Genomic DNA, 26,452 nt, shown 5'->3' on the forward strand with positions numbered 1-26,452 from the left:
CGGTCCACGACCCGCGGGTCACCGCCGACCCGTTCCCTTCCCCCTACACCGTGCGTACCGAGGAGGCAGCTTCATGTCCGCTCTCGACTCACCGCCCCGGGTGGGCGTCTGGCTCATCGGGGCACGGGGATCCGTCGCCACCACCGTCGTCGCGGGCTGCGCGGCCCTGACCGCCGGTCTGCGCCCGGCCACCGGAATGCTCACCGAGACGCCCCCGTTCGCACGCAGCGGACTGCCGGCGCTCTCCTTACTGACCTTCGGCGGTCACGACACCGCCGAATGCCCGCTGCCCAAGCGGGCCGAGGCGCTCGCCGGAGCGGGGGTGCTGCCGCACGGGCTGCCCGACGCGGTGCGCGCCGAACTGGCCGACGCGGACCGGGAGATCAGGCCGGGAACACGCGGAGGCGGACAGGACGAGGCCGGTCGGCTGGCCGACGACATCGAGGACTTCGCGCAGCGGCGCGGGCTCTCCCGGGTGGTGGTGGTCAACGTCGCCTCCACCGAGCCCGCCGGCGGCGGCCCCGGTCTGCCGGTGAGCTCCCTGTACGCGGCGGCCGCGGTACGGGCCGGCTGCCCGTACGTGAACTTCACCCCCTCCGCCGGGATACAGCACCCCGCGCTGGCGCCGCTGGCCGAGGAGAGCGCACTGCCCTACGCCGGACGGGACGGCAAGACCGGGCAGACCCTGCTGCGGGCGGTGCTGGCGCCGATGTTCGCGCAGCGCGCGCTCGAGGTACGGGCCTGGTCGGGAACCAACCTGCTGGGCGGCGGCGACGGGGCGGCACTGGCCGACCCGGCCGCCGCCGCGGCGAAGAACGCCGGCAAGGCACGGGTGCTGGCCGACGCGCTCGGATCCCTGCCGGAGGGCGAGACGCACATCGACGACGTCCCCGCGCTGGGGGACTGGAAGACCGCCTGGGACCACATCGCCTTCGAGGGCTTCCTCGGCGCGCGGATGGTCCTGCAGACCACCTGGCAGGGCTGCGACTCCGCGCTGGCCGCGCCGCTCGTGCTGGACCTGGCCCGGCTCATGGCGCGGGCCGGGGAACTCGGGCTGTCCGGCCCGGTGGGGGAACTCGGCTTCTACTTCAAGGACCCGGTGGGGGAGGGACCCGTGGCCCTCGGCGAACAGTACGGCCGTCTCCTGGAGTTCGCGCGGCGGCTGGCGGACACCCGATGAGCAGCGCCGGTGACTGGGCCGAACTGCTGCGCCTGCCCGCCCTGTTCACGGTGCCCGGCGACGCGCTGGCCGGAGCGGCGGCGGGCGGCGGGCGGCCCGGAGCGCGCACCCTCGGCGCGGTGGCGGCCTCCCTGTGCCTCTACTCGGCGGGGATGGCCCTCAACGACTGGGCGGACCGCGAGGAGGACGCGCGCGAACGTCCCGGCCGGCCGCTGCCCTCGGGCCGGGTCGCACCCGGGGCCGCGCTGGCCGCCGCGGGGGCGCTCACCGCGGCCGGCCTCGGCTGCGCCGCCCTGGCCGGGCGCCGCGCCACCGCCGTGGCCGCGCCGCTGGCCGCCACCGTGTGGGCCTACGACCTGTGGCTCAAGCGCACCCCGTTCGGGCCGGTCGCCATGGGCGCCGCCCGGGCCCTCGACCTGCTGCTGGGCGCCGCCGCCTCCACCGGCCGGGTACGGGGCGCGGTGCCGTCCGCCCTCGCCGTGGGCGCCCACACCTGCGCGGTGACCACGGTCTCCCGCCACGAGACCCGGGGCGGCGCCGTCCTGCCCGCCGTGACGGCCCTCGCGGCGACCGCCGTCGTCACCGCGGCCCTCACCCGCGGCCGTACCCGCGGTCCTGGTCCCGGGCCCGGCCTCGGCCGGGCAGCGGGCGCCGCACCGGGAGCGCGCCCGCCCCTCGGCCCGGCGGACGCCGCCGGACCCGCCGCGACGCGAGGCGACCGCGCCGTCGTCCCCCGCACCCCGCTCGCCGCGCTCACTCCGCTCGCCGCGGCCGCGTACGCGGCGACCGCCGCCCGGCCGCTGCTGCACGCCGTGCTCAACCCGTCCCCCCAGCTGACCCAGCGTGCCGTCGGCGGCGGGATCAGGGCCCTCGTCCCCCTCCAGGCCGCCCTCGCGGCCAGAGCCGACGCCCCCGTGAGCGCCCTCCTCACCGCCGCCCTCGCCCCCGTCGCCCGCCGCCTCGGCCGGAAAGTGAGCCTGACATGAGTACCGGTGCGCCACTCCGCCTCGGCTACGGCACCAACGGCCTCGCCGACCTCCGCCTCGACGACGCCCTCGCCCTGCTCGCCGACCTCGGCTACGACGGCGTCGGGCTGACCCTCGACCACATGCACCTCGACCCGCTCGCCCCCGGCCTCGCCGCCCGCACCACCGCGCTCGCCGCCCGGCTGGCCGGCCTGGGCCTGTCGGTGACCGTCGAGACCGGGGCCCGCTACGTCCTCGACCCCCGGCGCAAACACGGACCCTCCCTCCTCGACCCCGACCCGGACGACCGTGGCCGCCGCGTCGACCTGCTGCTGCGTGCCGTCCGCGTCGCCGCCGACCTGGGCGCCCACGCCGTCCACTGCTTCAGCGGCGTCCTGCCGCGCGGTGCCGACGAGGAGAGCGCCTGGAAGCGGCTCACCGAGACGCTCGCACCCGTCCTCGACGCCGCCGAGGCCTCCGGCGTCCCGCTGGCGATCGAGCCGGAGCCCGGACACCTCCTCGCCGACCTGGCCGGCTTCCACCGGCTCCGCCGCCTGCTGGGCGACCCCCCTGCGCTGGGCCTCACCCTGGACATCGGCCACTGCCAGTGCCTGGAACCCCGGCCGCCCGCCGACTGCGTGCGCGAGGCCGCGCCCTGGCTGCGGCACGTGCAGATCGAGGACATGCGCCGGGGCGTCCACGAGCACCTGTCGTTCGGCGAGGGCGAGATCGACTTCCCGCCCGTGCTGGCGGCACTGGCCGCCACCGGCTACCGGGGCCTCACCGTGGTCGAACTGCCCCGCCACTCCCACGCCGGACCCCGCTACGCGGAACACTCCCTGTCCTTCCTCCGCCGAGCCGAAGCAGCGGCCGGAGCGACGGCCGGAGCGGCGGCCGACGCAACAGCCCGAGCGGCGGCCGGGGCCACCACCGCGGCCCCCGCCGCCGTCACCACCACGTCCGCCGCCACGGCCACCGAAGGGAACACCCCGTGACCGACCGGGCCACCCCCCACCCGGCACCTCCCACCTCCCACCCGGCACCTCCCACCCCGCACGCCCCCCTCCCGCCGGCCGAACTCCGCGCCCGGCTCGCCTCCCGGTTGCCCGCACCGGCCCGCGACTGGCTCGACACCGCCCTCGCCGGTGCCGCGCCGGCCGGGGCCGGGGAACCCGGCTGGCGGCTCAGCTTCGCCGAGGCCGGCCGCCGCACCGGCCCCGACGCCGCCGACGACGCCCGCGTCCTCCTGCTCCACGCCGCCGGAGCCGGCCCCGCCACGCTGGCCCTGCTGTACCGCCAGGGCACCGCGGCCGAACGCCGCGCGGTCCTCCGCGCCCTGCCGCACCTGGTCGACGGCGACCAGGCGCTGGACCTGGTCGAGGACGCCCTGCGCACCAACGACACCCGGCTGGTCGCCGCCGCCCTCGGCCCCTACGGCGCCCGCCACCTGCCCGCCCACGACTGGCGGCACGCCGTCCTCAAATGCCTGTTCACCGGCGTCCCCGTCGACAGCGTCGCCCGGCTCGCCGAACGCGCCCGGGGCGACGGCGAACTCGCCCGCATGCTCGGCGACTTCGCCGCCGAACGGGGCGCCGCGGGCCGCACCGTGCCACCGGACCTGTACCGCGTCCTGGCCCTCACCGAATCCCAGCCGGCCCCGTCGGAGGAGTCCTGATGCGCATCTTCGACCCCCACATCCACATGACCTCGCGCACCACCGACGACTACGAGGCGATGCGCGCCGCCGGTGTCCTCGCCGTCGTCGAGCCCGCCTTCTGGCTCGGCCAGCCCCGCACCTCCCCGGCCACCTTCTACGACTACTTCGACTCCCTGCTCGGCTGGGAGCCGTTCCGCGCCGCCCAGTACGGCATCGCCCACCACTGCACCATCGCCCTCAACCCCAAGGAGGCCAACGACCCGCGCTGCCTGCCCGTCCTGGAGGAACTGCCCCGCTACCTGGTCAAGGACGGCGTGGTCGCCGTGGGCGAGATCGGCTACGACTCCATGACCCCGGCCGAGGACCACGCACTGGCCGCCCAGCTCGAACTCGCCGCCGACCACGGCCTGCCCGCACTGGTCCACACCCCGCACCGCGACAAGCTCACCGGGCTGCGGCGCACCCTCGACGTGGTCCGCGAGTCCGCGCTGCCCGTCGACCGCGTCCTGATCGACCACCTCAACGAGAACACCGTCAAGGAGGCCAAGGACAGCGGCGCCTGGCTCGGCTTCTCCGTCTACCCCGACACCAAGATGGACGAGGACCGCATGGTCGCCGTGCTGCGGGCCCACGGACCCGAACGTGTCCTGGTCAACTCCGCCGCGGACTGGGGAAGGAGCGACCCGCTGAAGACCCGCAAGGTGGCCGACGCCATGCTCGCGGCCGGCTTCGGCGAGGACGACGTCGACCTGGTGCTGTGGCGCAACCCCGTCGCCTTCTACGGGCTGAGCGGCCGCCTCGACCTGACGCCCGCCGAGGCAGCGGCCACCCACGAGGGCAACTCGATCCTCCGCGGAGGCGAGTGACCATGCGCTTCCGGCATCCGGACGGCTCCGTCGTCCACCTCGCCTACTGCACCAACGTCCACCCCGCCGAAACCCTCGACGGCGTCCTCGCCCAGCTCCGCGACCACTGCGAGCCCGTCCGCAGGCGGCTGGGACGCGACCGGCTGGGCATCGGGCTCTGGCTCGCCCACGACGCCGCCCGCGTCCTGGCCGCCGACCCCGCCGCCCTGCGCCGGCTGCGTGGCGAACTCGACCGCCGCGGCCTGGAGGTGGTCACCCTCAACGGCTTCCCCTACCAGGGCTTCGGCGCCGAAGAGGTCAAGTACCGCGTCTACAAGCCCGACTGGGCCGATCCCGAGCGCCTGGAGCACACCACCTCCCTGGCCCGGATCCTCGCCCAGCTCCTCCCCGACGACGCCGCCGAGGGAACCATCTCCACCCTCCCGCTCGCCTGGCGCACCGCCCACGACGGCGAACGCGCCGCGGCCGCCCTGGCCGCCCTGCGCACCCTCGGCGAACGGCTCGACGCCCTGCACGAGTTGACCGGCCGGTCGGTCCGGATCGGACTGGAACCGGAACCCGGCTGCGTGATCGAGACGACCGCCGACGCCATCGCCCCGGTCACCGACACCGCCCACCCCCGCATCGGCGTCTGCGTGGACACCTGCCACCTGGCCACGTCCTTCGAGGACCCGGACACCGCACTCGACGCCCTGGAGTCGGCCGGCGTGCCCGTGGTCAAGGCACAACTGTCCGCCGCCCTCCACGCCCACGACCCCCGACGCCCCGCCGAACGCGACGCGCTGGCCGCGTTCGCCGAACCCCGCTTCCTCCACCAGACCCGCGCCCGCACCCCCGACGGTTCCCTGCGCGCCGTCGACGACCTGCCCGAGGCCCTCACCACCGGCACCCTGCCGCGCACCGTGCCCTGGCGCTCCCACTTCCACGTCCCGCTGCACGCCGACCCGGTGCCGCCGCTCACCTCCACCCTGCCGGTGCTCAAGGCCGCGCTGGCGAAACTGGCCGGCGGCCCCCGCCCGCGCACCCACCACCTCGAGGTCGAGACCTACACCTGGCAGACCCTCCCGCCCGAGCTGCGCCCCCGCGACCGGGGCCGCCTCGCCGACGGCATCGCCGCCGAACTGACCCTCGCCGGGGACCTGTTGACCGACCTCGGCCTCAAGGAGCTGCCGTGAACCGCCCGGTGACCCCCCTGCTGGTCCTCGACGTCGTCGGACTCACCCCCCGGCTGCTGGCCCACATGCCGCACCTCCGGGCCCTGGCCGACCAGGGCTCCAGCGCCCCGCTCGGCACCGTCCTGCCCGCCGTCACCTGCGCCGCCCAGTCCACCTTCCTCACCGGCGCGCTCCCTCGCGAGCACGGCATCGTCGGCAACGGCTGGTACTTCCGCGAACTCGGCGACGTCCTGCTGTGGCGCCAGCACAACGGGCTGGTCGCCGGGGACAAACTCTGGGACGCCGCCCGCCGCGTCGCCCCGGACTACACCGTCGCCAACATCTGCTGGTGGTACGCGATGGGCGCCGACACCGACATCACCGTCACCCCCCGCCCCGTCTACTACGCCGACGGCCGCAAGGAACCCGACTGCTACACCCGGCCCCCCGCCCTGCACGACGAACTCACCGCGGAACTCGGCACCTTCCCCCTCTTCCACTTCTGGGGCCCCGGCGCCGACCTGGTCTCCAGCCGGTGGATCATCGACGCCACCCGCCACGTCCTGCGCACCCGCCGGCCCGACCTCGCCCTGAGCTACCTGCCCCACCTCGACTACGACCTCCAGCGCTACGGCCCCGACGACCCACGCTCCCTGCGGGCCGCCGCCGACCTCGACGCCGCAGTGGCCCCGCTGCTCGACGACGCCCGCGCGGAGGGCCGCACCGTGGTCGTCCTCTCCGAGTACGGCATCACGCCGGTCTCCCGGCCCGTCGACGTCAACCGGGTGCTGCGCCGCGCCGGGCTGCTGGAGGTGCACACCCAGGACGGCATGGAGTACCTCGACCCGATGGCCTCCCGCGCCTTCGCCGTCGCCGACCACCAGACCGCACACGTCTACGTGCGCCGCGGCGAGGACCTGGAGAGGGTCCGCACCCTGCTGGCGGAGGTGCCGGGCGTCGCCGAGGTCCTGGACGACGAGGGCAAGAAGGCCCACGGCCTCGACCATCCGCGCGCCGGGGAACTGGTCCTGGTCGCCGAGCCGGACAGCTGGTTCACCTACTACTACTGGCTGGACGACGCCCGCGCCCCGGACTTCGCCCAGCTCGTCGAGATCCACCGCAAGCCCGGCTACGACCCCGCCGAGCTCTTCATGGACCCCCTCGACCCGTACGTGAAGGTGCGGGCGGCCGGAGCCCTGGGCCGCAAGAAGCTCGGCATGCGCTACCGCATGGCCGTCGTCCCGCTGGACCCGTCGCCCGTCCGCGGCAGCCACGGCCGGCTGCCCGGGTGCGACGAGGACGGCCCGCTCCTCCTGTGCTCCGCCCCGCACGCGCTCGGCGAGCGCGTCGAGGCCACCGAGGTGAAGAACCTCCTGCTCGGCCTGGCGGGCCTCGCCTGACCGGACCGCTCCCCACACAGCCCACAGCCCGCCGCCCACAGCCCGCCGCCCGCCGCCCGCCGCCCGACGTCCACAGCCCGCCGCCCGCCGCCCGACGTCCACCGCCCGACGTCCACCGCCCGTCACCCGGACAGGAGGGATCGCCCCAGGCCGCTACGGACCACCACCGCTCACCGAGACCGCCGAGGACTCCCGAGAGAAGAGGCACCCGTGGACCACCACCCCGCACACACCACCGACAGCCCCGACGAGGGCCTGCGCCGCGCCCTGCGCATCGGCCGCCGCGGATTCCTGTCCACCTGCACCGCCGTCGCGGCCGGGGCGATCGCCGCCCCGGTGTTCGGCGCGGCGCCCGCGCACGCCGCCGACGGCCCGGTGGCGGGCGGCCGCACCAAAGGCAGAGGGCCCGTCCTGGTCCCCGCCGCCCGCCGCGGCATCATCCTCTACACGGTCCGCGACGCCATCGGCCGGGACCCGCTCTCCACCGGCCTGCCCTCCGGCTTCCGCGCCGTCTTCGGACAGCTCGCCCGATTCGGCTACCGCCAGGTCGAGTTCGCCGGCTACGGCCAGCACGCCAACGCACCCGGCGGGGCGGTCCTGGAGTCCCTCGCGGGCGCCCGGCTGCTGCGGTCCTGGCTGGACGAGTACGGGCTGCGCGCCCAGGGCAACCACGGCTTCATCCCGGGCTCCTGGCCGCTCACCACCGCCGACACCGACCAGTTCAAGCGGCACCTGGAGATCGCCGCCACCCTCGGCATGGACCACATGGGCACCGGCGGCGACCCCACCAACAGCTCGGTCAAGGCCGACTGGGACCTCGCCGCCGACAAGTGGAACGCCCTCGGCGAGATCGCCCGGAGTTTCGGCGTCAAGCTGTACACCCACAACCACGACGCCGCCTACGGCTTCCTCCTCGACGGCGGCCCGCAGGACGCCCAGGGCCGCCCCACCCGCAGCTCCGGTGTCCGCAAGCTGGAGTACTTCCTCAAGGTCACCGACCCGCGCCTGGTGTGGCTGGAGATGGACGTCTTCTGGGCGCACGTCGCCCAGTACAAGTTCCGCTCCTACACCGCCCACGACGGCTCGGTCCGGCAGGACGTCTTCGACCCGGCGGCGCTGGTCGTCGCCAACGACTGCCGCTACCCGCTGTTCCACGCCAAGGACGGAGTCGTCGACACGGCGAGCGGCAACGGCTACGGCATGGTGCCGTTCGGCACCGGAGTGATCGACTACCGGACCTTCTTCTCCCGCGTGGGTCACCGCACCACCCACCACCCGATGGTCGAGCAGGACAACGCCCCCAGCGCCACCGATCCCGCCCAGTCCCTGGAGCACGCGCGGATCGGCTACCGCAACATCGCGGCCCTGCGCCGGACGAAGTAGGCCCGACGCGGCGCGGCCCGTGGCGGGAAGCCCCGCCACGGGCCGCGCGCACGGCGGCGGCGTCAGCGCCCCTCGCACTCCGGGAGCCGCGCGCACGCCACGAAGTGGTCCGGCTCCGCCTCGTACAGGTCGCCCTCCGCACCCGCCGCGTGGAACACGCACTCCTCCACGGGCTCGGCGTCCGCCCAGTCCACCCCCAGACGCGGCACCGCGGCCAGCAGGTGCCGGGTGTACGGGTGCAGCGGGTTGCCGAACACCTTCTCCGTCGCCCCGCGCTCGGTGATCCGCCCGTTGCGCAGGACCACCGTGCTCTCCGCCAGGTAGGTGCCCAGCGACAGGTCGTGGGTGATGTAGAGGACCCCGAGACCCCGTTCGCGCAGGTCGCCCAGGAGGTTGAGCACGTCGATGCGGGTCGAGGCGTCCAGCATGCTGGTGATCTCGTCCGCCACCAGGATCTCCAGCCCGTCGAGCAGCAGCGCGCGGGCGATCAGCAGGCGCTGGAGCTGGCCGCCGCTGAGCTGGTGCGGATACTTCCCGAGCACCTGCGCGGGATCGAGGCGCACGTCGCGCACCGCCCCCTCCACCCGGGTCCGCCAGTCGGCCGCGGACACCCGCGGATGGTAGGCGTCCTTGACCAGGGCGAAGATCCGGTCGGCCTTGAAGACGGGGTTGAAGCAGCTGAACGGGTCCTGGAAGATCCCCTGCACCCGGCGGTAGTACTCCTTCCCCGGGCGCACCGGCTCGCCGTTCAGGGTGAGCGAGCCCTCGTTCACCGCGGTCAGGCCGAGGATCATGCGGCCCAGGGTGGACTTGCCGCTCCCGCTCTCCCCGAGCAGCGTGACCACCTCCCCACGGTCCACGGAGAAGGAGACCCGGTCCACGGCGGTGAGCGTGCTGCCGGAGAAGGTACCGGTGCGGAACGTCTTGGTGACGCGGTCGAGTGTCAGCATCAGGCCTTCCAGCACGCTACGTGGTGACGGGGGGCGACCTCGACGACCGGCGGCTGCTCGGCGCAGCGGTCGTCGGCCAGCGGGCAGCGGTCGCGGAACCGGCAGCCGGCGGGCGGGGAGAGCAGGGACGGCGGGCTCCCCTCGATGCCCGACAGGCGCCCCTGGGACCGGCGCACGCCCGCCTCGGGCAGCGCGGCGAGCAGCCGGCGGGTGTACGGGTGGCGCGGCGCCGTGGTCAGGACGCCCGCCGGAGCCTTCTCCGCGAGCCTGCCCGCGTACATCACCATGATGGTGTCGGCGATGTGCGAGGTCAGGGCCAGGTCGTGGGTGATGAACACCATGCTGGTGACCAGGCCCTGGTCGCGCAGGCCCACCAGGGCGTGGGCGACCGCCTTCTGGTTGGAGACATCCAGCGCGCTGGTCACCTCGTCGGCCACCAGCAGCGAGGGGTCGAGCAGTGTGGAGATGACCATCACCGTGCGCTGCTTCATGCCGCCGGACAGCTCGATCGGGTAGCGCTCGAGCACCTCGGGCTTGAGGCCCACCAGCGCCAGACGCCGGTGCAGCTCCTCGGTGTCCACCGAGACCCCGCGCGAGGCGAGCAGTTCGCGGATCATCCGGCCGATCCGGCGGGTCGGGTTGAGCGCGCTCATCGAGTACTGGGGCACCAGCGAGATGCGGTGGAACCGGAAGGCGTTCATGGCGCGGTCGTCGCCCACCGGGACCTCGTCACCGTCGAGGGTGACGGTGCCGCCGATGTGGCGCATCCGGCCGTCCATCCGGATCAGGGACTTGCCGAGCGTGGTCTTGCCGCAGCCGGACTCGCCGACCAGGCCGAGGATCTCGCCGTCGGAGACGGTGAAGCTGACGCCGTCCAGGGCGCGGACGTCGCCGCGCAGCGTGCGGTAGTGGACCCGGAGGTCGTCGACGGTCAGGGTCATGCTCTTACGACTCCCTCAGCTTGGGGTTGAACACCTCGTCCAGACCCACGTTGGCGACGTACAGCGCGCCGACGACCGCGGTGATGCCCACCCCGGGCGGCACGAACCACCACCACATGCCGAGCTGGAGCGCGCTCCACTGCTGGGCGCTCTGGAGCATCAGACCCAGCGAGACGCCGTCGGTGGGGCCGAGGCCGATGAAGTCGAGGGAGGAGGCGATGAGGATCGCGCCGCCGAACAGCAGGATGAACGTCATGAACAGGTAGGAGCTCATGTTGGGCGCGATCTCGCGGAAGATGATCCGCCAGGTGCGGCTGCCGCTGAGCCGGGCCAGGTCGACGAAGTCACGCGTGCGGAGACTGAACGTCTGGGCGCGGATGGCCCGCGCCGCCCACGGCCACGAGGTGAGCCCGATGAACAGGCCCTGCACCGGCACGCTGCGCACGCCCAGGTAGGCGTTGACGATGAGCAGCACCGCCAGCGAGGGGATCACCAGCACGATGTTGGTGAACATGGTCAGCACCTCGTCGACGACGCCGCCCCGGTAGCCGGCGAAGAAGCCGACCAGCATGGCGATCACGGCCGCGATGCCGCCGCCGATCACCCCGACGAGGAAGGTCGCGCGCAGGCCGTGGACGAACTGGGCGAAGACGTCCTGTCCGAAGGTCGTGGTGCCGAACCAGTTCTCGCCGGAGGGCGGCACCGCCTGCGATCCGGAGTAGGCGTTGGGGTCCGTGCCGTCCATCAGGAACGGGCCGAACAGCCCGGTCAGCAGGAGCACGGTCACGACGCCCAGTCCGATGAGCAGCTTGGGGTTGCGCACCGCGTAGTGCAGCGTCTCCCGGCCGGGACTGAGCGGGGCGGCCGGCCGTCCCGTCTCCCCGGCCGTCTCCTTGGGGGCTTCCTTGGCGGCTTCGCGGGCGGCCTCCTGGGCCGGCGCGGAGGTCGCGGCCGGCTCGGAGGCCGGTTCGCCGAGTGGGGGCATCGCGTTCATTACTGGCCTCCCGCCATGCCGGTGCGGGTCCGGGGGTCGACGACCACGTAGACGAGGTCGATGATGAAGTTGGCGATCAGCACGCCGATCACGATGAAGAGGAAGGTGCCCTGCAGCAGGAAGAAGTCGCGGTTCTGGATCGCCGCGAGGATCAGACTGCCCAGGCCCGGATAGTTGAAGACGATCTCCGTGACCAGCGCGCCGGCCACCAGGACGCCCAACTGCAGTGCCAGGCCGGTGATCTGCGGCAGGACGGCGTTGCGGAAGGCGTACCGGCGGATCAGCCGCTGCGGCGCGCCCAGGGCGGACAGGTAGGAGGAGTGGTCCGCCTCCAGCTCGTAAATGATCATGTTGCGCATGCCGATCGCCCAGCCGCCCAGCGCCACCAGGAACAGCGAGAGGAACGGCAGCACCCAGTGGTGCAGCGCGTCGGTGAAGAAGTGCCAGGTCCAGGTCGGCTGGATGTCCAGGCTGTACCCGCCCGAGACGGGGAACCAGCCGGCCTTCGCGCCGAACAGCCAGGCCAGCAGGACGGCGATCCACATGTACGGCATGGCCGTCAGCAGGTAGCCGGCCGGCAGCACCGTGTTGTCCAGCACCTTGCGGCGGGCGGCCAGCGCGCCGAGCCAGTTCCCGACGAACCAGCTGAGCAGGATGGCGGGAATCATCAGCGCGAGCGTGTAGGGCAGCGCGCCCAGGATGATCTCACTGACCGGCTGGGGGAAGACCCAGATCGACAGGCCGAAGTCGCCCTGGAGCAGGGAGCCCCAGAAGTGCAGGTACTGCTCCCACACGGGCCGGTCGAAGCCGAACAGTTCGTTGTAGTAGGCCCGCATGGCCTCGACGGCCTCGGGCTGCGAGACCCTGGCCCGGGAGATCATCGCGGAGACGGGGTCGCCCGGCATGAAGCGCGGGATCAGCCAGTTCACCGTGACCGCGAAGACGAAGGTCAGGACGTAGACGAGGAGCTTGCGGGCGAAATAGCGGCGCAAGGGTGACTCCAGTATCTGGGGTGGCGGGGGAGGGCGGCGTCCGGGCGGCGTCCGGGCGGCCGCCGGAGGCTCCCCGCACCCGCCGGAGGGTCCCGGCGGGTGCGGTGCGTCCGGCGGCCGCCACGGCCGCGGGGCTCGCCTACTTCTTGGCGGGCTTGAGTCCGGTCAGCGCCTCGAAGCCACCCAGCTCCAGCCAGTTGCGCCACAGCGTCGGCGCGTGGTGGTTGTCGCCCTTCTCCGAGGGCCAGTTGGTCCAGGTGCCGGTCGTCGACTGGGACCACAGGCCGTTGTACCAGAGCGGGATGACCGGCATCTCCTCCAGCTGGATCTCCTGGATCCTGGAGGTCGCCTCCTTCATGCCCGCCTCGTCGTCGGTCTTGACGCCGCCGAGTTCGTTGACGAGCTTCCAGGCCTCCTCGTTCTCGTAGCGGCCGAAGTTCACGGTGTTCTGCTGCTCACGTACCGGCAGCTGGAACATGTACTCGTAGTACGTCCACGGGGTGTTGGACAGCTGCCGCTCGTTGTTGATCACCAGGTCGAACTCACCCTTGGAGCGCAGGTCGTTGAGCGCGTTCTGGTCGGGGAACTCGGTGCTCACGTCGATTCCCGCGCTCTTGGCGCTCTCCGAGATGACCTTGGCGGCCTCCATCCAGTCGGTCCAGCCGGACGGCACCATCAGCTTCAGCTGCAGCTTCTTGCCGTTCTTGTTCTCCACCAGGCCGTCACCGTCGGTGTCCTTGTAACCCGCGTCCTCCAGCAGGGTCTTGGCCTTGGCGGTGTCGAAGCTGAAGCCGCTCTTCGCGGTCAGCTCCTTGTCGATGAACTTGTCCCACTGCGGCAGCAGGCCGGTCGGGTCGGCGGGCCGCACCAGGTCGCCGTACACACCCTTGACGATCTTGTTGATGTCCACCGAGTACGCCAGCGCCTTGCGGAAGGCGGCGTCGTCCATCGGCTTGCGGGTGGTGTTGGGCACCAGCCAGGCGGTGTTGGCGGACAGCATGTAGGGCGGTCCCTCGTAGTACGAGACGGCCTTGCCCGTCTTGATCATCGAGGCGGCGCCCGGGAGGAAGTTGTTGCTGAGGTCCAGCTGCCCCTGCCCGATCTGGCCGATGACCACCTCGTTGCTGGGGTTGGAGATGTCGACGATGTACTTCGGCGCGGGCTTCAGACCGAGTGCCTTCACACCCCACCAGTCGTCGCGCCGCTCCCAGACCACCCGGTCCTGGCCGTGGCTCTTGAGCTTGTAGGCGCCGGAGACCACCGGCTTGTCGTTGACGCCGTTGAGGACCTCCTCGTCGGACAGCGCGCTCCACACGTGCTCCGGCACGACGGGCTGCCCGTAGAGGGTGAAGTCCCACTCCTGGTAACGCGACTCCTTGAAGGTGAAGCGCACGGTCTGCTCGTCGACTGCCTCGGCCTTGGAGAGCCAGTCCCACAGCGTGTGGAACGAGGAGGCCTCCAGCTTGCCTATCTCGTAGGAGAAGACGACGTCCTTCGCGGTCAGCGGCTTGCCGTCGGACCAGGTGATCCCGGAGCGGAGCTTCACCTCGTAGGTCTTGTCGTCCGTCCACTCCCCGCCCTCGGCCAGCCAGGGCTTGAGCTCGCCGGCCTGCGGGTCGAAGTGGAACAGCGTCTCGTACGCCAGTCCCTTGGTCCCCGTGGCGTGGTCCCAGTTGTGCAGGGGGTTGTAGTTGGCGGGCGGACCCCACATGGTGCCGCTGGTGTACAGCGTCTCGCTCCTCGGCAGGCCCCCCTCGCCCACGGAGCCCTTGCCGTTCGAGGTCGTCGAGGACCCCCCGCCCGTGCACGCCGTGACGACCATGCCGCCGACGGCCAACAGAGCGAACAACCGCGCTCGGACGCGCATCGGTCTACTCCCTCCCCGCCCGTCTTTGGGCGGAGCCAACTGAACCGGGTAAGTGGCGGAAGTCTCAACCTGCCGGGCGGTCGTGTCAAGGGGTTGCGGGAGCGCTCCCGTGGCTTCGTTATAAGGGAGTTGTTACGCCAGTGCTCCGAGAGGGCAGACCTCGACATGCGGCTGAGCCGCTACGATGATTCCACTTAAGTGAAGCGGTTAAGCGAGGTCACATGTCCAGGCGGCGCCCCACCATGGAGGACATCGCGCGTCGAGCGGGTGTCTCCAAGGTCGCGGTCTCGTACGCGCTCAACGACCGGCCCGGCGTGTCGCCCGGGACCCGCGCCGAGATCAAGCGGATCGCCCGGGAGATCGGATGGCGGCCCAACAGCGCCGCACGGGCGCTGACCCGGGCCCGGGCCGACGCCGTGGGGCTGGTCTCCTCCCGGCCGGCCCAGCTGCTCGGCGCGGAACCGTTCTTCATGGGCCTGATCAGCGGCATGCAGGACGAACTGGCCGTCCAGGGGAAGGCGTTGACGCTCCAGTTCGTCGCGGACGCCGGTCAGGAGATGGAGGTCCACCGGCGCTGGTGGGGCGAGGGCCGCGTCGACGGCGTGTTGCTGACCGATCTGCGCGCCGACGACCCGCGGATCGCGCTGGTGCGGGAACTGGGCCTGCCGGCGGTGGCGATCGGCCACCCGGAGGCCGCGGCCGGGCTGCCCGCGGTGTGGTCCGACGACGCGGCGGCGCTGGCCCAGACGCTGCGCTACCTGCACGCGCTGGGGCACCGCTCGGTCGCCCGGGTCGCCGGGCTGCGCTCCCTCGACCACACGGAGCGCCGCGACCGCGCCCACCGCGCGGTCTGCGCGGAACTGGGCATGGCGGAGCCCGCCATCGTCCACACCGACTACTCGGGGGAGGAGGGCGCGCGGGCGGCGCGGTCGCTGCTGATCGGACCCGGCAGGCCCACGGCGATCGTGTTCGACAACGACATCATGGCGGTGGCCGGGCTGTCGGTCGCCGACGAACTCGGGCTGCGGGTCCCGGGAGAGCTGTCGCTGGTCGCCTGGGACGACTCCCAGCTGACCCGGGTGGTGCGGCCGGGGATCACCGCGCTGAACCGGGACATCCCCGCGTACGGGCGGCACGCCGTCCGGGCGTTGCTCACGCTGGTGGAGGAGGGGTGGGCGGAGGGCCTGGAGGACGAACCGGCCCGCCTGCTCCCCCGCGGCAGCACCGCCGTCGCCCCGACCCCCACCCCGCAGCCCGCGCACACCGGGGCCTCCGCGTCCACCGCTGCCCCGACACCCGCCGGGGTGCCCACGCCCGCCGGTGCACCCGCGCCACATGGGGCCTCCGTGTCCGGCGGGGCCTCCGCTTCGGTCGCGGCTCCGGGCTCCGCCGTGGGGGCCGTGTCCGCGGGTGCCCCGCCCCTTGCCGGGGCACCCGGGCCGGCCGGGGACGTTGCGTCCGCCGTTGCCCCGGCGCCCGCCGAGGCTCCCGCGTCCGCCGGTGCACCCGCGCCACACGGGGCCTCCGTGTCCGCCGGGGCCTCCGCTTCGGTCGCGGCTCCGGGCTCCGCCGTGGGGGCCGTGTCCGCGGGTGCCCCGCCCCTTGCCGGGGCACCCGGGCCGGCCGGGGACGTTGCCCCGGCCCCTGCCCCGGCGCCCGCCGGGGCCTCAGCGTCCGCCGGGGCCGCCGCTTCAGCCGCGGCTCCGGGCTCCGCCGTGGGGGCGGTGTCCGCGGGTGCCCTGCCCCTTGCCGGGGTACCCGGGCCGGCCGGGGACGTTGCGTCCGCCGTTGCCCCGGCGCCCGCCGAGGCTCCCGCGTCCGCCGAGACCGCCGCGTCTGCCGTGGCCCCGACGGCCGCTGAGGCGCCCGTGTCCGGCGTTGCCCCGATTCCCGCGTGTACGCCAGGGCCCGCCGGTGCCTCCGCGTCGGCCGGGGGGCCGGATCGTGCCGCGGCGGCGGAACGTGGCCGCTCGCACGGCCCGGCGGACGTCTGACCGTCTCCGCGCGACGCGCCGTATCGCCGCTTCGCGTGCGGGGAGGCAGCCCCTGGCCGCGCCGCGTGCGGACGGGCACCGTCGGCGGAGCCGTTCGCGTGCTGCGGGCCATCGTGCCGCCGAGGGCGGCACGGGTGGGCGCGGGCGGTGCGTCCGCGGCGAGCGGTCCGCCCGCTGGAGCCCGAGGACGCGGCCCCGCCTCGGCGACCCCGCCCGGCGCGGCGGGGACGACGTTCCGCCCCTGCGGGCCGCCCCACGGCAGGCGGAGGCCAAGGGCGGTGACGGCAGCCGCGTCACCGCACGGAAGGGCCCCGCCGCACCCGGCAGGGCCCTTCCGTGCGGCGACGCGGGGGAGGACCGGCCGGCACCGGCCGGGCCGCTCCCGAAGTCACCGGAAACTGATCAGACCGCGCCGTTCACGCCCCGGCGGCGAGAGGAACAACGCCACGACGCAGGCGAAGAACGAGATGCAGCCCGCCAGGGTGAAGGCACCGTCGAGCCCCCACGCGTCGACGACCATGAACCCCATGCCCGCGCCCAGACCGGAGACGAGCTTGGAGCTGTAGACCATGCCGTAGTTGGTGGCGTTGTTGTTCTCACCGAAGTAGTCGGCGGTCAACGCGGCGAACATCGGGAAGATGGCTCCGCCGCCGAATCCGGAGATGGCGGAGAAGACCAGGAACAGCGGCAGGTTCCCGATGTCCGCCGACCAGATGATGCCGAACTGGGCGAGCCCCAGGATGACGCAGACGGCGATCAGGCACTGCTTGCGGCCGTAGCGGTCGGAGAGCCAGCCGATGACACCGCGTCCGGTGCCGTTGACGATCGCCTTCAGCGACATGGCCGTGGCCACGATCCCCGCGGCGAACCCCGCCTCCTGGCCGATGTCGACCTGGAAGGCGATGCCGAAGATGTTCACGCCCGACGTACAGGCGAGACAGAACCACATCAGCGCCACCCGGCCGGTCTTCCACGCCTCCAGGGGGCTGTACTGCTTGACGGCCGGCGGGTTCTTCTCCAGCGAGCGGCGGGCACGCGGGTCCTCGGGCGGGTTGAGCGGGTCGACCTCGGCGGGCCACCAGTTCTTCGGCGGGTCCTTGAAGAAGTACCCCGCGACGCCCACGACCGCGGAGAGGAAGAGGCCGACCGCGATCAGCACCCACCGGAAGTTCCCGATGTCCATGAACCCGGTGAAGATGAACACGAACGGCACCGAACCGTAGGCGAAACCGCCGTTCACGAAGCCGGTCTTGCCGCCCCTGCGCTCCGGGTACCACTTGCCCACCATGTTGACGCAGGTGGCGTACACCATGCCCGCGCCCATACCGCTGAACATGCCGAAGCCGATGAAGGCGAGGATCACGTGCGGCGCGTAGGCGAGGGACACGTACCCCAGCAGCGTGCCGAGCGCGCCGAGCATCATCGCGGAGCGGGCCGGCAGCCGGCCGCTCTCCCGCAGCCTGCCCGCCGGGAAGGCCACCGCCGCCTGGAAGAACACCCAGACGGTCATCATCCAGTAGATGGCCCCGCTGTCCCAGTGGTGCGCCGCGTGGAGGGTGTCCTCCGCGGACGCGAACGCGTACTCGGCGGAGGAGATGCCCATCATGCCCACCCAGGGCAGGACGACCATCCATATCCGCTTGCGGCCCATGATGTCGATGTCGGACTCGCCCAGCCGGTACACACGGCCGTTGCTGTCCGTGACTTCCCTGTACGGAAGTGGTGTTGCGAGATCGTCGGTGGCTGTCACGTCGGAATGCACCCCTCGCGTTCGAAAGACCTGGCCAGCGCCCCCTGTCCAATTCCTTTCGTGTGCGCACGGGTCCCGGCAGCGGCCGACCGCACCGTCGGCCGCCCCGTCGCCTCACGCCCTCATCGACCACCACCCGTCCGTCGCGCCGTCATGGATGCCGCCCGCGCCGGCCGCCGTCACAGCAGGCGCGCCGCCCGCGCCCACCGGTACTTGGCGCCCAGTACGGCCACCGGCTTCTCCGTGGTGTAGGGGTAGGCCACCACGCCGCGCTCGAAGAGGTACTGGCACGCCTCCTCGACCTCGACGTCACCCGCCAGCGACGCCACCACCGGCTTCTCGACGCCGCGTTCGCGGTACTCCGCCACCACCCGCGCGGTCAGCTCCGCGAACACCATCGGCGGGGTGACGATGGTGTGCCAGTAGCCGAGGACCAGCGAGTGGATCCGGTCGTCCTCCAGCCCCAGCCGGATCGTCGCCTCGTACGTGGAGGGCGGCTCGCCGCCGGTGATGTCGACCGGGTTGCCGGCCGCGCCGAACGGCGGGATGTAGCGCCGGAACGCCTCGTCGAGATCCGGCGGGATCTCCATCAGCGACAGCCCGTTGTCGGTCACCGCGTCCGACAGCAGCACGCCGCTGCCGCCCGCCCCGGTGATGATCACCACGTTGTCGCCCTTGGGTGTCGGCAGCACCGGCAGCGCCCGCGCGTACTCGAGCATGTCGTTCAGCCCGGGCGCCCGGATCACCCCCGCCTGGCGCAGGATGTCGTCGTACACCGCGTCGTCCCCGGCCAGCGCGCCCGTGTGCGACCCGGCGGCCCTGGCCCCGGCCGCCGTGCGGCCCGCCTTGAGGACCACCACCGGCTTCTTCGGCACCGTCGCCCGGGCCGCCTCCACGAACGCCCGGCCGTCCTTGAGGTCCTCCAGGTGCATCGCGATGCACTGTGTGTGCGGGTCCTCCGCGAACCAGGTCAGCAGGTCGTCCTCGTCGATGTCGGACTTGTTGCCGAGTCCGACGATCGCGGACACCCCGGTCCTGGTGGTTCGGGCGAAGCCCAGGATCGCCATCCCGATGCCGCCGGACTGCGAGGTCAGCGCCACACCGCCCTTGACGTCGTACGGGGTGCAGAACGTGGCGCACAGGTCCTGCCAGGTGGAGTAGTAGCCGTAGATGTTCGGCCCGAGCAGCCGGACGCCGTGACGTTCGGCGATGGCGACGATCTCCTCCTGGAGCTCGTGCTCCCCGGTCTCCGCGAAGCCCGAGGGGATGAGCACCGCGTTGGGGATCCCCTTGCGGCCCACCTCCTCCAGCGCCGCCCCGACGAACCGCGCCGGGATGGCGAACACCGCCACGTCGACCTCGCCGGGGACGTCCGTGACGCTCTTGTACGCCTTGCGGCCCAGGATGTCGTCGGCCTTCGGGTTCACCGGATGGATCTCGCCGGAGAAGCCGCCGTCGACCAGGTTCCGCATCACCGAATTGCCGATCTTCCCCGGCTCGTTGGAGGCCCCGACGACCGCCACCGAGGACGGCTGCATCAGCCGGCGCATCGACGCCAGGATCTCTTCCCTGCCGTACGTGCGGCGGGGGCGGGGCGTGGACCCGGCGAGGATCACCCGGATGTCCGCGGCCGTCGCCCCGTCCGGTGTGGCGATCACCGGATTGAGGTCCACCTCGGCGATCTCCGGGAAGTCCGTGACCAGTTGGGACACCCGGCGGATCTGTTCGGCCACCGCCCACCGGTCGACCGCCGGCGCGCCGCGCACCCCGCGCAGCACCTCGGCCGCCCGGATGGAGTCCAGCATGCCCAGCGCCTCGTCGGCGTCCACCGGCGCCAGCCGGAAGGTGACGTCCTTGAGCACCTCCACCAGCACACCGCCGAGCCCGAAGGCCACCACCTTGCCGAACGTCGGGTCGGTCACCGCCCCGACGATCACCTCCTGGCCGGACGGCAGCAGCTCCTGCACCTGCACGCCCTCGATCCGGGCCTCGCGGTCGTAGGCCCTGGCGTTCTCCACGATCCGCAGGAACGCCGCACGCACCGCGGACGAACCCTCGACCCCCACCACCACACCGCCGGCGTCGGTCTTGTGCAGGATGTCCGGAGAGACGATCTTCATCACCACGGGCCCGCCGAAGCGCGCCGCGGCGCACACCGCCTCCTCCACGTCCCGGGCGAGCGCCTCGCCCGGCACGGCGATGCCGTACGCGTCGGCGACCACCTTGCCCTCCGGCGCGGTCAGCGCCGTGCGGCCCTCGGCGCGCACCGCGTCCAGCAGTTCACGCACCCGCTGCAGCCTGTCGTCGGCCATCACCCTCAGATCACTCCGTTCGACTTGAGACGGCGCAACTCCTCGTCACCGAGACCGAGTTCGCCGACGTAGACCTCTTCGTTGTGCTCGCCGAGCAGCGGGGAGCTCTGCACCTCGACCGGAGAGTCGGAGAGCTTGATGGGGCTGCCGACGGTGACGAACTCACCGCGCTCCTTGTGCGGGACGCGCACCACCATCCCGTTGGCCGCCAGCGACTCGTCCTCGATGATCTCCCTGGTGGAGAGCACCGGCCCGCAGGGGATGTTGTGCCGGTTGAGCTGCTCCAGCACCTGCCACTTGGGCAGCTGCGAGGACCACTCCTCGATCAGCTGGAACATCTTGCCGATCTTCGGCAGCCGGGCCTCCGGCGTCGCCCACCCGGGGTCGTCGGCCAGTTCCGGCCGGCCGATCAGCTCGGTGACGGGCTTCCAGCCGACCGGCTGGACGATCACGTACACGTAGTCGTTCGGGCCGCCCGGCGCGCACCGGACCGCCCACCCGGGCTGCCCGCCGCCGGAGGCGTTGCCGGAGCGCGGCACCTCGTCGCCGAAGTCCTCGTTGGGGTACTCGGCGAGCCGCCCGTGCGCCAGCCGCTGCTGGTCCCGCAGCTTCACCCGGCACAGGTTCAGCACGGCGTGCTGCATGGCGACGTTCACCCGCTGCCCGCGCCCGGTGTGCTCGCGCTGGTACAGCGCGGCCAGGATGCCGGCGACGGTGTGCACGCCGGTGCCGGAGTCGCCGATCTGGGCCCCGGTCGCGGTCGGCGGCCCCTCCTCGAACCCGGTGGTGGACATCGAACCGCCCATCGCCTGGGCGACCACCTCGTAGGCCTTGAAGTCGGTGTACGGGCCCTCACCGAAGCCCTTGATGGAGGCGTACACGATCCGCGGGTTGATCTCCTGGATGCGCTCCCAGGTGAAGCCCATGCGGTCCACGGCGCCCGGGCCGAAGTTCTCCACCATCACGTCCGAACGACGGATCAGCTCGGTGAGGAGCTCCTTGCCGCGCTCCGTCTTGGTGTTGAGCGTGATGCTGCGCTTGTTGCAGTTGAGCATCGTGAAGTAGAGCGAGTCCACGTCCGGGAGGTCACGCAGCTGCTTGCGCGTGATGTCGCCGGACGGCGCCTCCAGCTTCACGACGTCCGCACCCATCCAGGCGAGCAGTTGAGTGGCGGACGGTCCGGACTGGACATGCGTCATGTCCAGTACCCGGATGCCGTCGAGGGCCTTTCCTGTCGCAACGGTGGTCACCGTCGGTCACCTCACTTGTACATCGTCCGGTCGGAGTGCCGCGCCGTGCGCTACCGCTTCGTACATTGCATACAGTCGACGAATACTGTATGAAGCTTGTTATCCCGCATCCGGTCGGTGGTGTCCAGGGGGCGTGCGGCACTTTCAATCAGGAGCCGGAATGGACCTGTTCGAGTACCAGGCAAGGGAACTCTTCGACGACTACGGCGTGTTGACGCCGCGCGCGGAGGTGACGGACTCCTCCAAGGAGGCACGCGAGATCGCCCGCCGACTCGGCGGGCGGGTCGTGGTCAAGGCCCAGGTGAAGACCGGCGGGCGAGGCAAGGCGGGCGGGGTCAAACTCGCCGCCGACCCCGCCGCGGCCGAGCTCACCGCCCGCCAGATCCTCGGCACGGACATCAAGGGCCACCGCGTCCGCAGCGTGATGCTGGCCCAACCCGTCGACATCGAGGACGAGTTCTACGTCTCCTACGTCCTCGACCGGGCGGCCGGGCGGTTCCTCGCCATCGCCTCCGCCGAGGGAGGCATGGACATCGAGGAGGTCGCCGCCACCCGGCCGGACGCCGTCGCCCGGGTCCCCGTCGACCCGGCGGAGGGCGTGACCGCGGCGGTGGCCGCCAAGATCGCCGAGGCGGCGGACCTGCCCATGCGGACCGTGGACGTGCTGGTGCGCCTGTGGAAGGTCCTCGTCGCCGAGGACGCCCTGCTGGTCGAGGTCAACCCGCTGGTGCGTACCGCCCAGGGGCAGATCATGGCCCTCGACGGCAAGGTCACCCTCGACGACAACGCCCGCTTCCGCCATTCCCGTCGGGCGGACCATGAGACCGGGGCGGAGGACCGGCTGGAGGCGCTCGCAGCCGAACGCGGCCTCAACTACGTCAAGCTCGACGGCGAGGTCGGGATCATCGGCAACGGCGCCGGTCTCGTCATGTCCACCCTGGACGTGGTGGCCGGCTGCGGCGCCCGCCCCGCCAACTTCCTCGACATCGGAGGCGGCGCCTCCGCCCAGGTGATGGCCGACGGCCTCCGTGTGATCCTCTCCGATCCCGCCGTGAAGTCCGTCTTCGTCAACGTCTTCGGCGGCATCACCGCCTGCGACGCCGTCGCCGAGGGCATCGTCCGCGCGCTGGAGGACGTCCGTCCCACCCGGCCGCTGGTGGTCCGCCTCGACGGCAACAACGCCGCCCGCGGCCGGGCCGTCCTCGCCGAACGCGCGCACCCGCTCGTCGAGCAGGTCGCCACCATGGACGGCGCCGCCCGCCGCGCCGCCGACCTCGCCAACGCGGCTTAAGGAGCACGGAGATGGCTGTCTTCCTCACCAAGGAGAGCAAGGTCCTCGTCCAGGGCATGACGGGCGGCGAAGGCATGAAGCACACCCGCCGCATGCTGACCGCCGGAACCGACGTCGTCGGCGGCGTCAACCCGCGCAAGGCCGGCCGGACCGTCGACTTCGGGGACCGCGAGGTCCCGGTCTTCGGCACCGTCGCCGAGGGCATCGAGGCCACCGGCGCCGACGTCAGCGTCGTCTTCGTGCCGCCCGCCCACGTCCGCGCCGCCGTCACCGAGGCCTCCGACGCGGGCATCGGCCTCGCCGTCGTCATCACCGAGGGCGTCCCCGTCCACGACACCGTCGCCCTCACCGCCTACGCGCACCGCAACGGCACCCGTGTGATCGGCCCCAACAGCCCGGGACTGATCACTCCCGGCCAGTCCGACGCCGGCATCATCCCCGCCGACATCACCAAGCCCGGCCCCATCGGCCTGGTCTCCAAGTCCGGTACCCTCACCTACCAACTCATGTACGAGCTGCGCGACTTCGGCTTCTCCACCTGCATCGGCATCGGCGGCGACCCGGTCGTCGGCACCTCCCAAATCGACTGCCTGGGGGCCTTCGAGGACGACCCCGAGACCCGGCTCGTCGTCCTCATCGGCGAGATCGGCGGCGACGCGGAGGAACGCGCCGCCGCGTACATCCGGGACCACGTCAGCAAGCCGGTGGTCGGCTACATCGCCGGGTTCACCGCGCCGGAGGGCAGGACCATGGGCCACGCCGGCGCCATCGTCTCCGGCTCGGCGGGCACCGCCGCCGCCAAGAAGGCCGCGCTGGAGGCTGTCGGCGTCCGCGTCGGCTCCACCCCCACCGAGACCGCCCGCCTGGCCACCACCCTCCTGGGCGGCTGACCTCGCGGGGGCTGAGGCCTGGGTGCCGGGGGCTGCCCCGTGGCGTGGTGCCCGCCGGGGCACCGGCTCCAGGGTGCGCCCGCCCGGGCCGCCGGCTCCCGGGGTGGTGCCCGCCCCGGCCGCCGGGCTTGGGCGCGGCACGGCGCTCGCTCGGCCGTTGGGCGTCGGTGTGGCGCTCGTCTGTCCGTTGCTTGTGGCGCGGTGCGGCGTGGTGCCCGTCGTGGGCGCCGGCTCCTGGCGCGCACCCGTCCGGGGTAGCGGCTCTCGGCCGGGTGCCTGCCCGGGGTAGCGGCTCTCGGCCGGGTGCCCGCCCGGGCGACCGGCTCCCGGGGTGGTGCCAGCCTCGGCTCGGCTGCCGGGCTTGGGTGGGGCGCGGCGCTCGTTCGGCCGTTGGGCGTCGGTGTGGCGCTCGTCTGTCCGTTGCTTGTGGCGCGGTGCGGCGTGGTGCCCGTCGTGGGCGCCGGCTCCTGGCGGGCACCAGCCCGGGGTAGCGGCTGTCGGCCGGGTGCCCGCCTGGGCGACCGGCTCCCGGGGTGGTGCCAGCCTCGGCCGCCGGGCTTGGGCGGGGCGCTCCCTCCCAGCCCATCGGTCCTCGGCGTGGCGCGCCCGCCCGGTTGCCGGTCGGTCACCGCCCGGTCGCCACTCGGCCGCTCCGCCGTGGGGCGGGTGCGGCCGAGCTGCGGAATCCGCTGCGGCACCCGGCGGCCGCGGCGGCGACCCACGCCCCCGGCGGCTGTGCCGCGGCAGTCCTGCGGCCGCGGTGCGTTCCGGCCCAGCCCCCGCGCCGCCGCGCGGCAGCGCCAGGACAGTTCCGCGACGTCCCCCGGCAGCCGCGCGGCAGCACTCCCACAACACACCCCGGCCCGCCCCACCGGACCGCACGCCGGGCCGTCACCGTCGGGCCACCTCGACCAAAACCGGAGACCCCATGCCGTTCCCCACCACGTCCTCGACGCACCCGTCGCCCTTGACGCTCAAGGCCCACACCTCCTGGACCGACGCGTGGCAGCGCGCCCTCACCGCCGCCCCCGAGGCTTTCCGTGACGACCGCGTCCTCAACCTCTGGAACGACGCCTGGCACCCCGACGGCCACCCGCTGCCCGCGACCAGCCCCGTCGACGGCACACCCGTCGCCGGAGCCCCGCGCCTGGACGCCGCCACCGCGCACGCCGCCGTCCGCGCCGCGGCCGACCGGCACCGGGCCTGGCGCCACGTGCCGCTGCCCGAACGCCGGGCGAGGGTCGCGGCCACCCTCGACGCCCTCGCCCACCACCGCGACCTGCTCTCCCTCCTCCTCGTCCGGGAGATCGGCAAGCCCTGGCGGCTGGCCACCGCGGACGTCGACCGGGCCATCGACGGCGTGCGCTGGTACACCGAGAACATCGACCGCATGCTCGACGGCCGGGCACCGCTGGACGGCCCGGTCTCCAACATCGCCAGCTGGAACTACCCGATGAGCGTCCTGGTCCACGCCATGCTGGTGCAGGCCTTGGCCGGCAACGCGGTGATCGCCAAGACGCCCACCGACGGCGGCGTCGCCTGCCTCACCTTGGCCTGTGCGCTCGCCGCACGCGAAGGAGTCCCGGTCACCCTGGTCAGCGGCAGCGGAGGCGAACTCTCCCGCGCGCTGGTCCGCGCCCCGGAGATCGGCTGCGTCTCCTTCGTGGGAGGCCGCGACACCGGGGCCGCCGTCGCCACCGCCGTCGCCGACCTCGGCAAACGGCACATCCTCGAACAGGAGGGCCTCAACACCTGGGGCGTCTGGAACTACAGCGACTGGGACACCCTGTCCGCCGTGATCCCCACCCTCTTCGACTACGGCAAGCAGCGCTGCACCGCCTACCCTCGCTTCGTCGTCCAGCGCACCCTCTTCGACGAGTTCCTCGCCGCCTACCTCCCCGCCGTCCGGTCCCTGCGCGTCGGCCACCCACTGGCCGTGGAGCGCCCCGACGACCCCTACCCCGACCTCGACTTCGGTCCCGTCATCAACGCCGCGAAGGCGAAGGACCTCCACGACCAGGTCGCCGAGGCCATCGACCGCGGAGCCGTCCCGCTCCACCGCGGCAGCCACGACCCCGCCCGCTTCCTGCCCGGTCAGGACACCTCCGCCTACGTCCAGCCGGTCACCCTCCTCAACCCGCCCCCGTCCTCCCCGCTCCACCACGCCGAACCCTTCGGCCCCGTCGACACCATCGTCCTCGTCGACACCGAGGCCGAACTCCTCGCCGCCATGAACGCCTCCAACGGCGCCCTGGTCGCCACCCTCTCCACCGACGACCCGTCCGTCCACGAGCGCCTGGCCCCACAGATCCGCGCGTTCAAGACCGGCCACAACCGCCCCCGGTCCCGTGGGGACCGCGACGAACTCTTCGGCGGCTTCGGCCACTCCTGGCGCGGAGCCTTCATCGGCGGCGACCTCCTGGTCCGCGCCGTCACCCAGGGCCCCGCGGGTGAACGCCTGCCGGGCAACTTCCCCGACCACCACCTGATGCCGTGACCGGCCCCCCGCACCTCTGACCACCGCCCGGCGTCTCCCGGGGCGCGGGGGACGCCGGCCGCCGCCGCGCCCGCCCCTCTCCCGCCTCCCGGGGGTGCTGGGGAGGCCGGCCGCCCTCC

At 73.0% G+C, this 26,452-nt stretch carries 19 protein-coding genes and 1 pseudogene; 12 read left to right on the forward strand and 8 right to left on the reverse strand.

Going from position 1 to position 26,452, the window contains the following annotated elements:
- The first annotated feature begins 73 nt into the window (after positions 1–73).
- From GBN72_RS04100 to GBN72_RS04135, 8 genes are all read left to right on the forward strand, one after another.
- A complete protein-coding gene (locus GBN72_RS04100) occupies positions 74–1,180 on the forward strand; it encodes an inositol-3-phosphate synthase (protein ID WP_151770224.1) in 1,107 nt (368 codons plus the stop codon).
- Positions 1,177–2,166 carry an SCO3242 family prenyltransferase gene (locus tag GBN72_RS04105; RefSeq protein ID WP_151770225.1) on the forward strand — a complete coding sequence of 330 codons (990 nt, stop codon included), beginning with the start codon at positions 1,177–1,179 and terminating at the stop codon, positions 2,164–2,166. The genes GBN72_RS04100 and GBN72_RS04105 overlap by 4 nt, the downstream gene beginning before the upstream one ends.
- Entirely contained in the window at positions 2,163–3,140 is a 978-nt protein-coding gene (locus tag GBN72_RS04110) for a sugar phosphate isomerase/epimerase family protein (RefSeq protein ID WP_151770226.1), read from the forward strand. The genes GBN72_RS04105 and GBN72_RS04110 overlap by 4 nt, the downstream gene beginning before the upstream one ends.
- Positions 3,137–3,820: an EboA domain-containing protein gene (locus GBN72_RS04115; protein WP_170315349.1), complete on the forward strand. Its 684-nt coding sequence runs from the start codon at positions 3,137–3,139 to the stop codon at positions 3,818–3,820. Before GBN72_RS04110 ends, GBN72_RS04115 begins: the two co-directional genes overlap by 4 nt.
- Positions 3,820–4,668, forward strand: a complete 849-nt coding sequence (locus GBN72_RS04120) for a TatD family hydrolase (RefSeq protein ID WP_151770227.1) — start codon at positions 3,820–3,822, stop codon at positions 4,666–4,668. Before GBN72_RS04115 ends, GBN72_RS04120 begins: the two co-directional genes overlap by 1 nt.
- A 2-nt stretch (positions 4,669–4,670) precedes the next feature.
- Positions 4,671–5,843 carry a metabolite traffic protein EboE gene (gene eboE / locus GBN72_RS04125; protein WP_151770228.1) on the forward strand — a complete coding sequence of 391 codons (1,173 nt, stop codon included), beginning with the start codon at positions 4,671–4,673 and terminating at the stop codon, positions 5,841–5,843.
- Positions 5,840–7,222: an alkaline phosphatase family protein gene (locus tag GBN72_RS04130; RefSeq protein WP_151770229.1), complete on the forward strand. Its 1,383-nt coding sequence runs from the start codon at positions 5,840–5,842 to the stop codon at positions 7,220–7,222. Before eboE ends, GBN72_RS04130 begins: the two co-directional genes overlap by 4 nt.
- A gap of 210 nt (positions 7,223–7,432) precedes the next feature.
- Positions 7,433–8,605, forward strand: coding sequence for a sugar phosphate isomerase/epimerase family protein (locus GBN72_RS04135; protein ID WP_151770230.1), 1,173 nt, complete (start codon positions 7,433–7,435; stop codon positions 8,603–8,605).
- A 62-nt stretch (positions 8,606–8,667) separates the two neighbouring features.
- On the opposite strand, the gene GBN72_RS04140 is transcribed toward GBN72_RS04135, so the two are convergent.
- The 5 genes from GBN72_RS04140 to GBN72_RS04160 form a co-directional block, all read right to left on the reverse strand.
- The gene (locus GBN72_RS04140) at positions 8,668–9,555 is read right to left on the reverse strand and encodes an ATP-binding cassette domain-containing protein (RefSeq protein WP_151770231.1); all 888 of its coding nucleotides are present in this window, start codon (positions 9,553–9,555) and stop codon (positions 8,668–8,670) included.
- The gene (locus GBN72_RS04145; RefSeq protein WP_151770232.1) at positions 9,555–10,496 is read right to left on the reverse strand and encodes an ABC transporter ATP-binding protein; all 942 of its coding nucleotides are present in this window, start codon (positions 10,494–10,496) and stop codon (positions 9,555–9,557) included. The genes GBN72_RS04140 and GBN72_RS04145 overlap by 1 nt, the downstream gene beginning before the upstream one ends.
- A 4-nt stretch (positions 10,497–10,500) precedes the next feature.
- Positions 10,501–11,490, reverse strand: coding sequence for an ABC transporter permease (locus GBN72_RS04150; RefSeq protein ID WP_246212239.1), 990 nt, complete (start codon positions 11,488–11,490; stop codon positions 10,501–10,503).
- Positions 11,490–12,482 carry an ABC transporter permease gene (locus GBN72_RS04155; RefSeq protein ID WP_151770233.1) on the reverse strand — a complete coding sequence of 331 codons (993 nt, stop codon included), beginning with the start codon at positions 12,480–12,482 and terminating at the stop codon, positions 11,490–11,492. The genes GBN72_RS04150 and GBN72_RS04155 overlap by 1 nt, the downstream gene beginning before the upstream one ends.
- A 139-nt stretch (positions 12,483–12,621) precedes the next feature.
- A complete protein-coding gene (locus GBN72_RS04160) occupies positions 12,622–14,349 on the reverse strand; it encodes an ABC transporter substrate-binding protein (protein ID WP_151770234.1) in 1,728 nt (575 codons plus the stop codon).
- Between the two features lie 221 nt (positions 14,350–14,570).
- Here GBN72_RS04160 and GBN72_RS36160 point away from each other — a divergent pair.
- Positions 14,571–15,587 (forward strand): annotated as a pseudogene (locus GBN72_RS36160) (LacI family DNA-binding transcriptional regulator); the annotation flags it as partial.
- Between the two features lie 1,144 nt (positions 15,588–16,731).
- On the opposite strand, the gene GBN72_RS04170 reads toward GBN72_RS36160, so the two are convergent.
- The 3 genes from GBN72_RS04170 to frc all read right to left on the reverse strand — a co-directional run bounded on the left by GBN72_RS04170 (position 16,732) and on the right by frc (position 21,655).
- Entirely contained in the window at positions 16,732–18,093 is a 1,362-nt protein-coding gene (locus GBN72_RS04170; protein ID WP_151770235.1) for an OFA family MFS transporter, read from the reverse strand.
- A gap of 179 nt (positions 18,094–18,272) precedes the next feature.
- Complete coding sequence (locus tag GBN72_RS04175) at positions 18,273–20,405, reverse strand: acetate--CoA ligase family protein (RefSeq protein WP_151770236.1); 2,133 nt, start codon at positions 20,403–20,405, stop codon at positions 18,273–18,275.
- A gap of 5 nt (positions 20,406–20,410) precedes the next feature.
- Positions 20,411–21,655 (reverse strand): formyl-CoA transferase, encoded by a 1,245-nt coding sequence (gene frc / locus GBN72_RS04180; protein ID WP_151770237.1) that lies wholly within the window; start codon positions 21,653–21,655, stop codon positions 20,411–20,413.
- Positions 21,656–21,815: 160 nt separating this feature from the next.
- Here frc and sucC point away from each other — a divergent pair, with 160 nt between their 5' ends.
- The 3 genes from sucC (at position 21,816) to GBN72_RS04195 (ending at position 26,333) form a co-directional block, all read left to right on the forward strand.
- Positions 21,816–22,946: an ADP-forming succinate--CoA ligase subunit beta gene (sucC, locus tag GBN72_RS04185; protein WP_151770238.1), complete on the forward strand. Its 1,131-nt coding sequence runs from the start codon at positions 21,816–21,818 to the stop codon at positions 22,944–22,946.
- An 11-nt stretch (positions 22,947–22,957) separates the two neighbouring features.
- A complete protein-coding gene (sucD, locus tag GBN72_RS04190; protein WP_151770239.1) occupies positions 22,958–23,836 on the forward strand; it encodes a succinate--CoA ligase subunit alpha in 879 nt (292 codons plus the stop codon).
- A 928-nt stretch (positions 23,837–24,764) separates the two neighbouring features.
- Positions 24,765–26,333: an aldehyde dehydrogenase family protein gene (locus GBN72_RS04195; protein WP_151770240.1), complete on the forward strand. Its 1,569-nt coding sequence runs from the start codon at positions 24,765–24,767 to the stop codon at positions 26,331–26,333.
- Positions 26,334–26,452 lie beyond the last annotated feature (119 nt).

Source organism: Streptomyces abyssomicinicus (genome assembly GCF_008974245.1).
Taxonomy (GTDB): Bacteria; Actinomycetota; Actinomycetes; order Streptomycetales; family Streptomycetaceae; genus Streptomyces; species Streptomyces abyssomicinicus.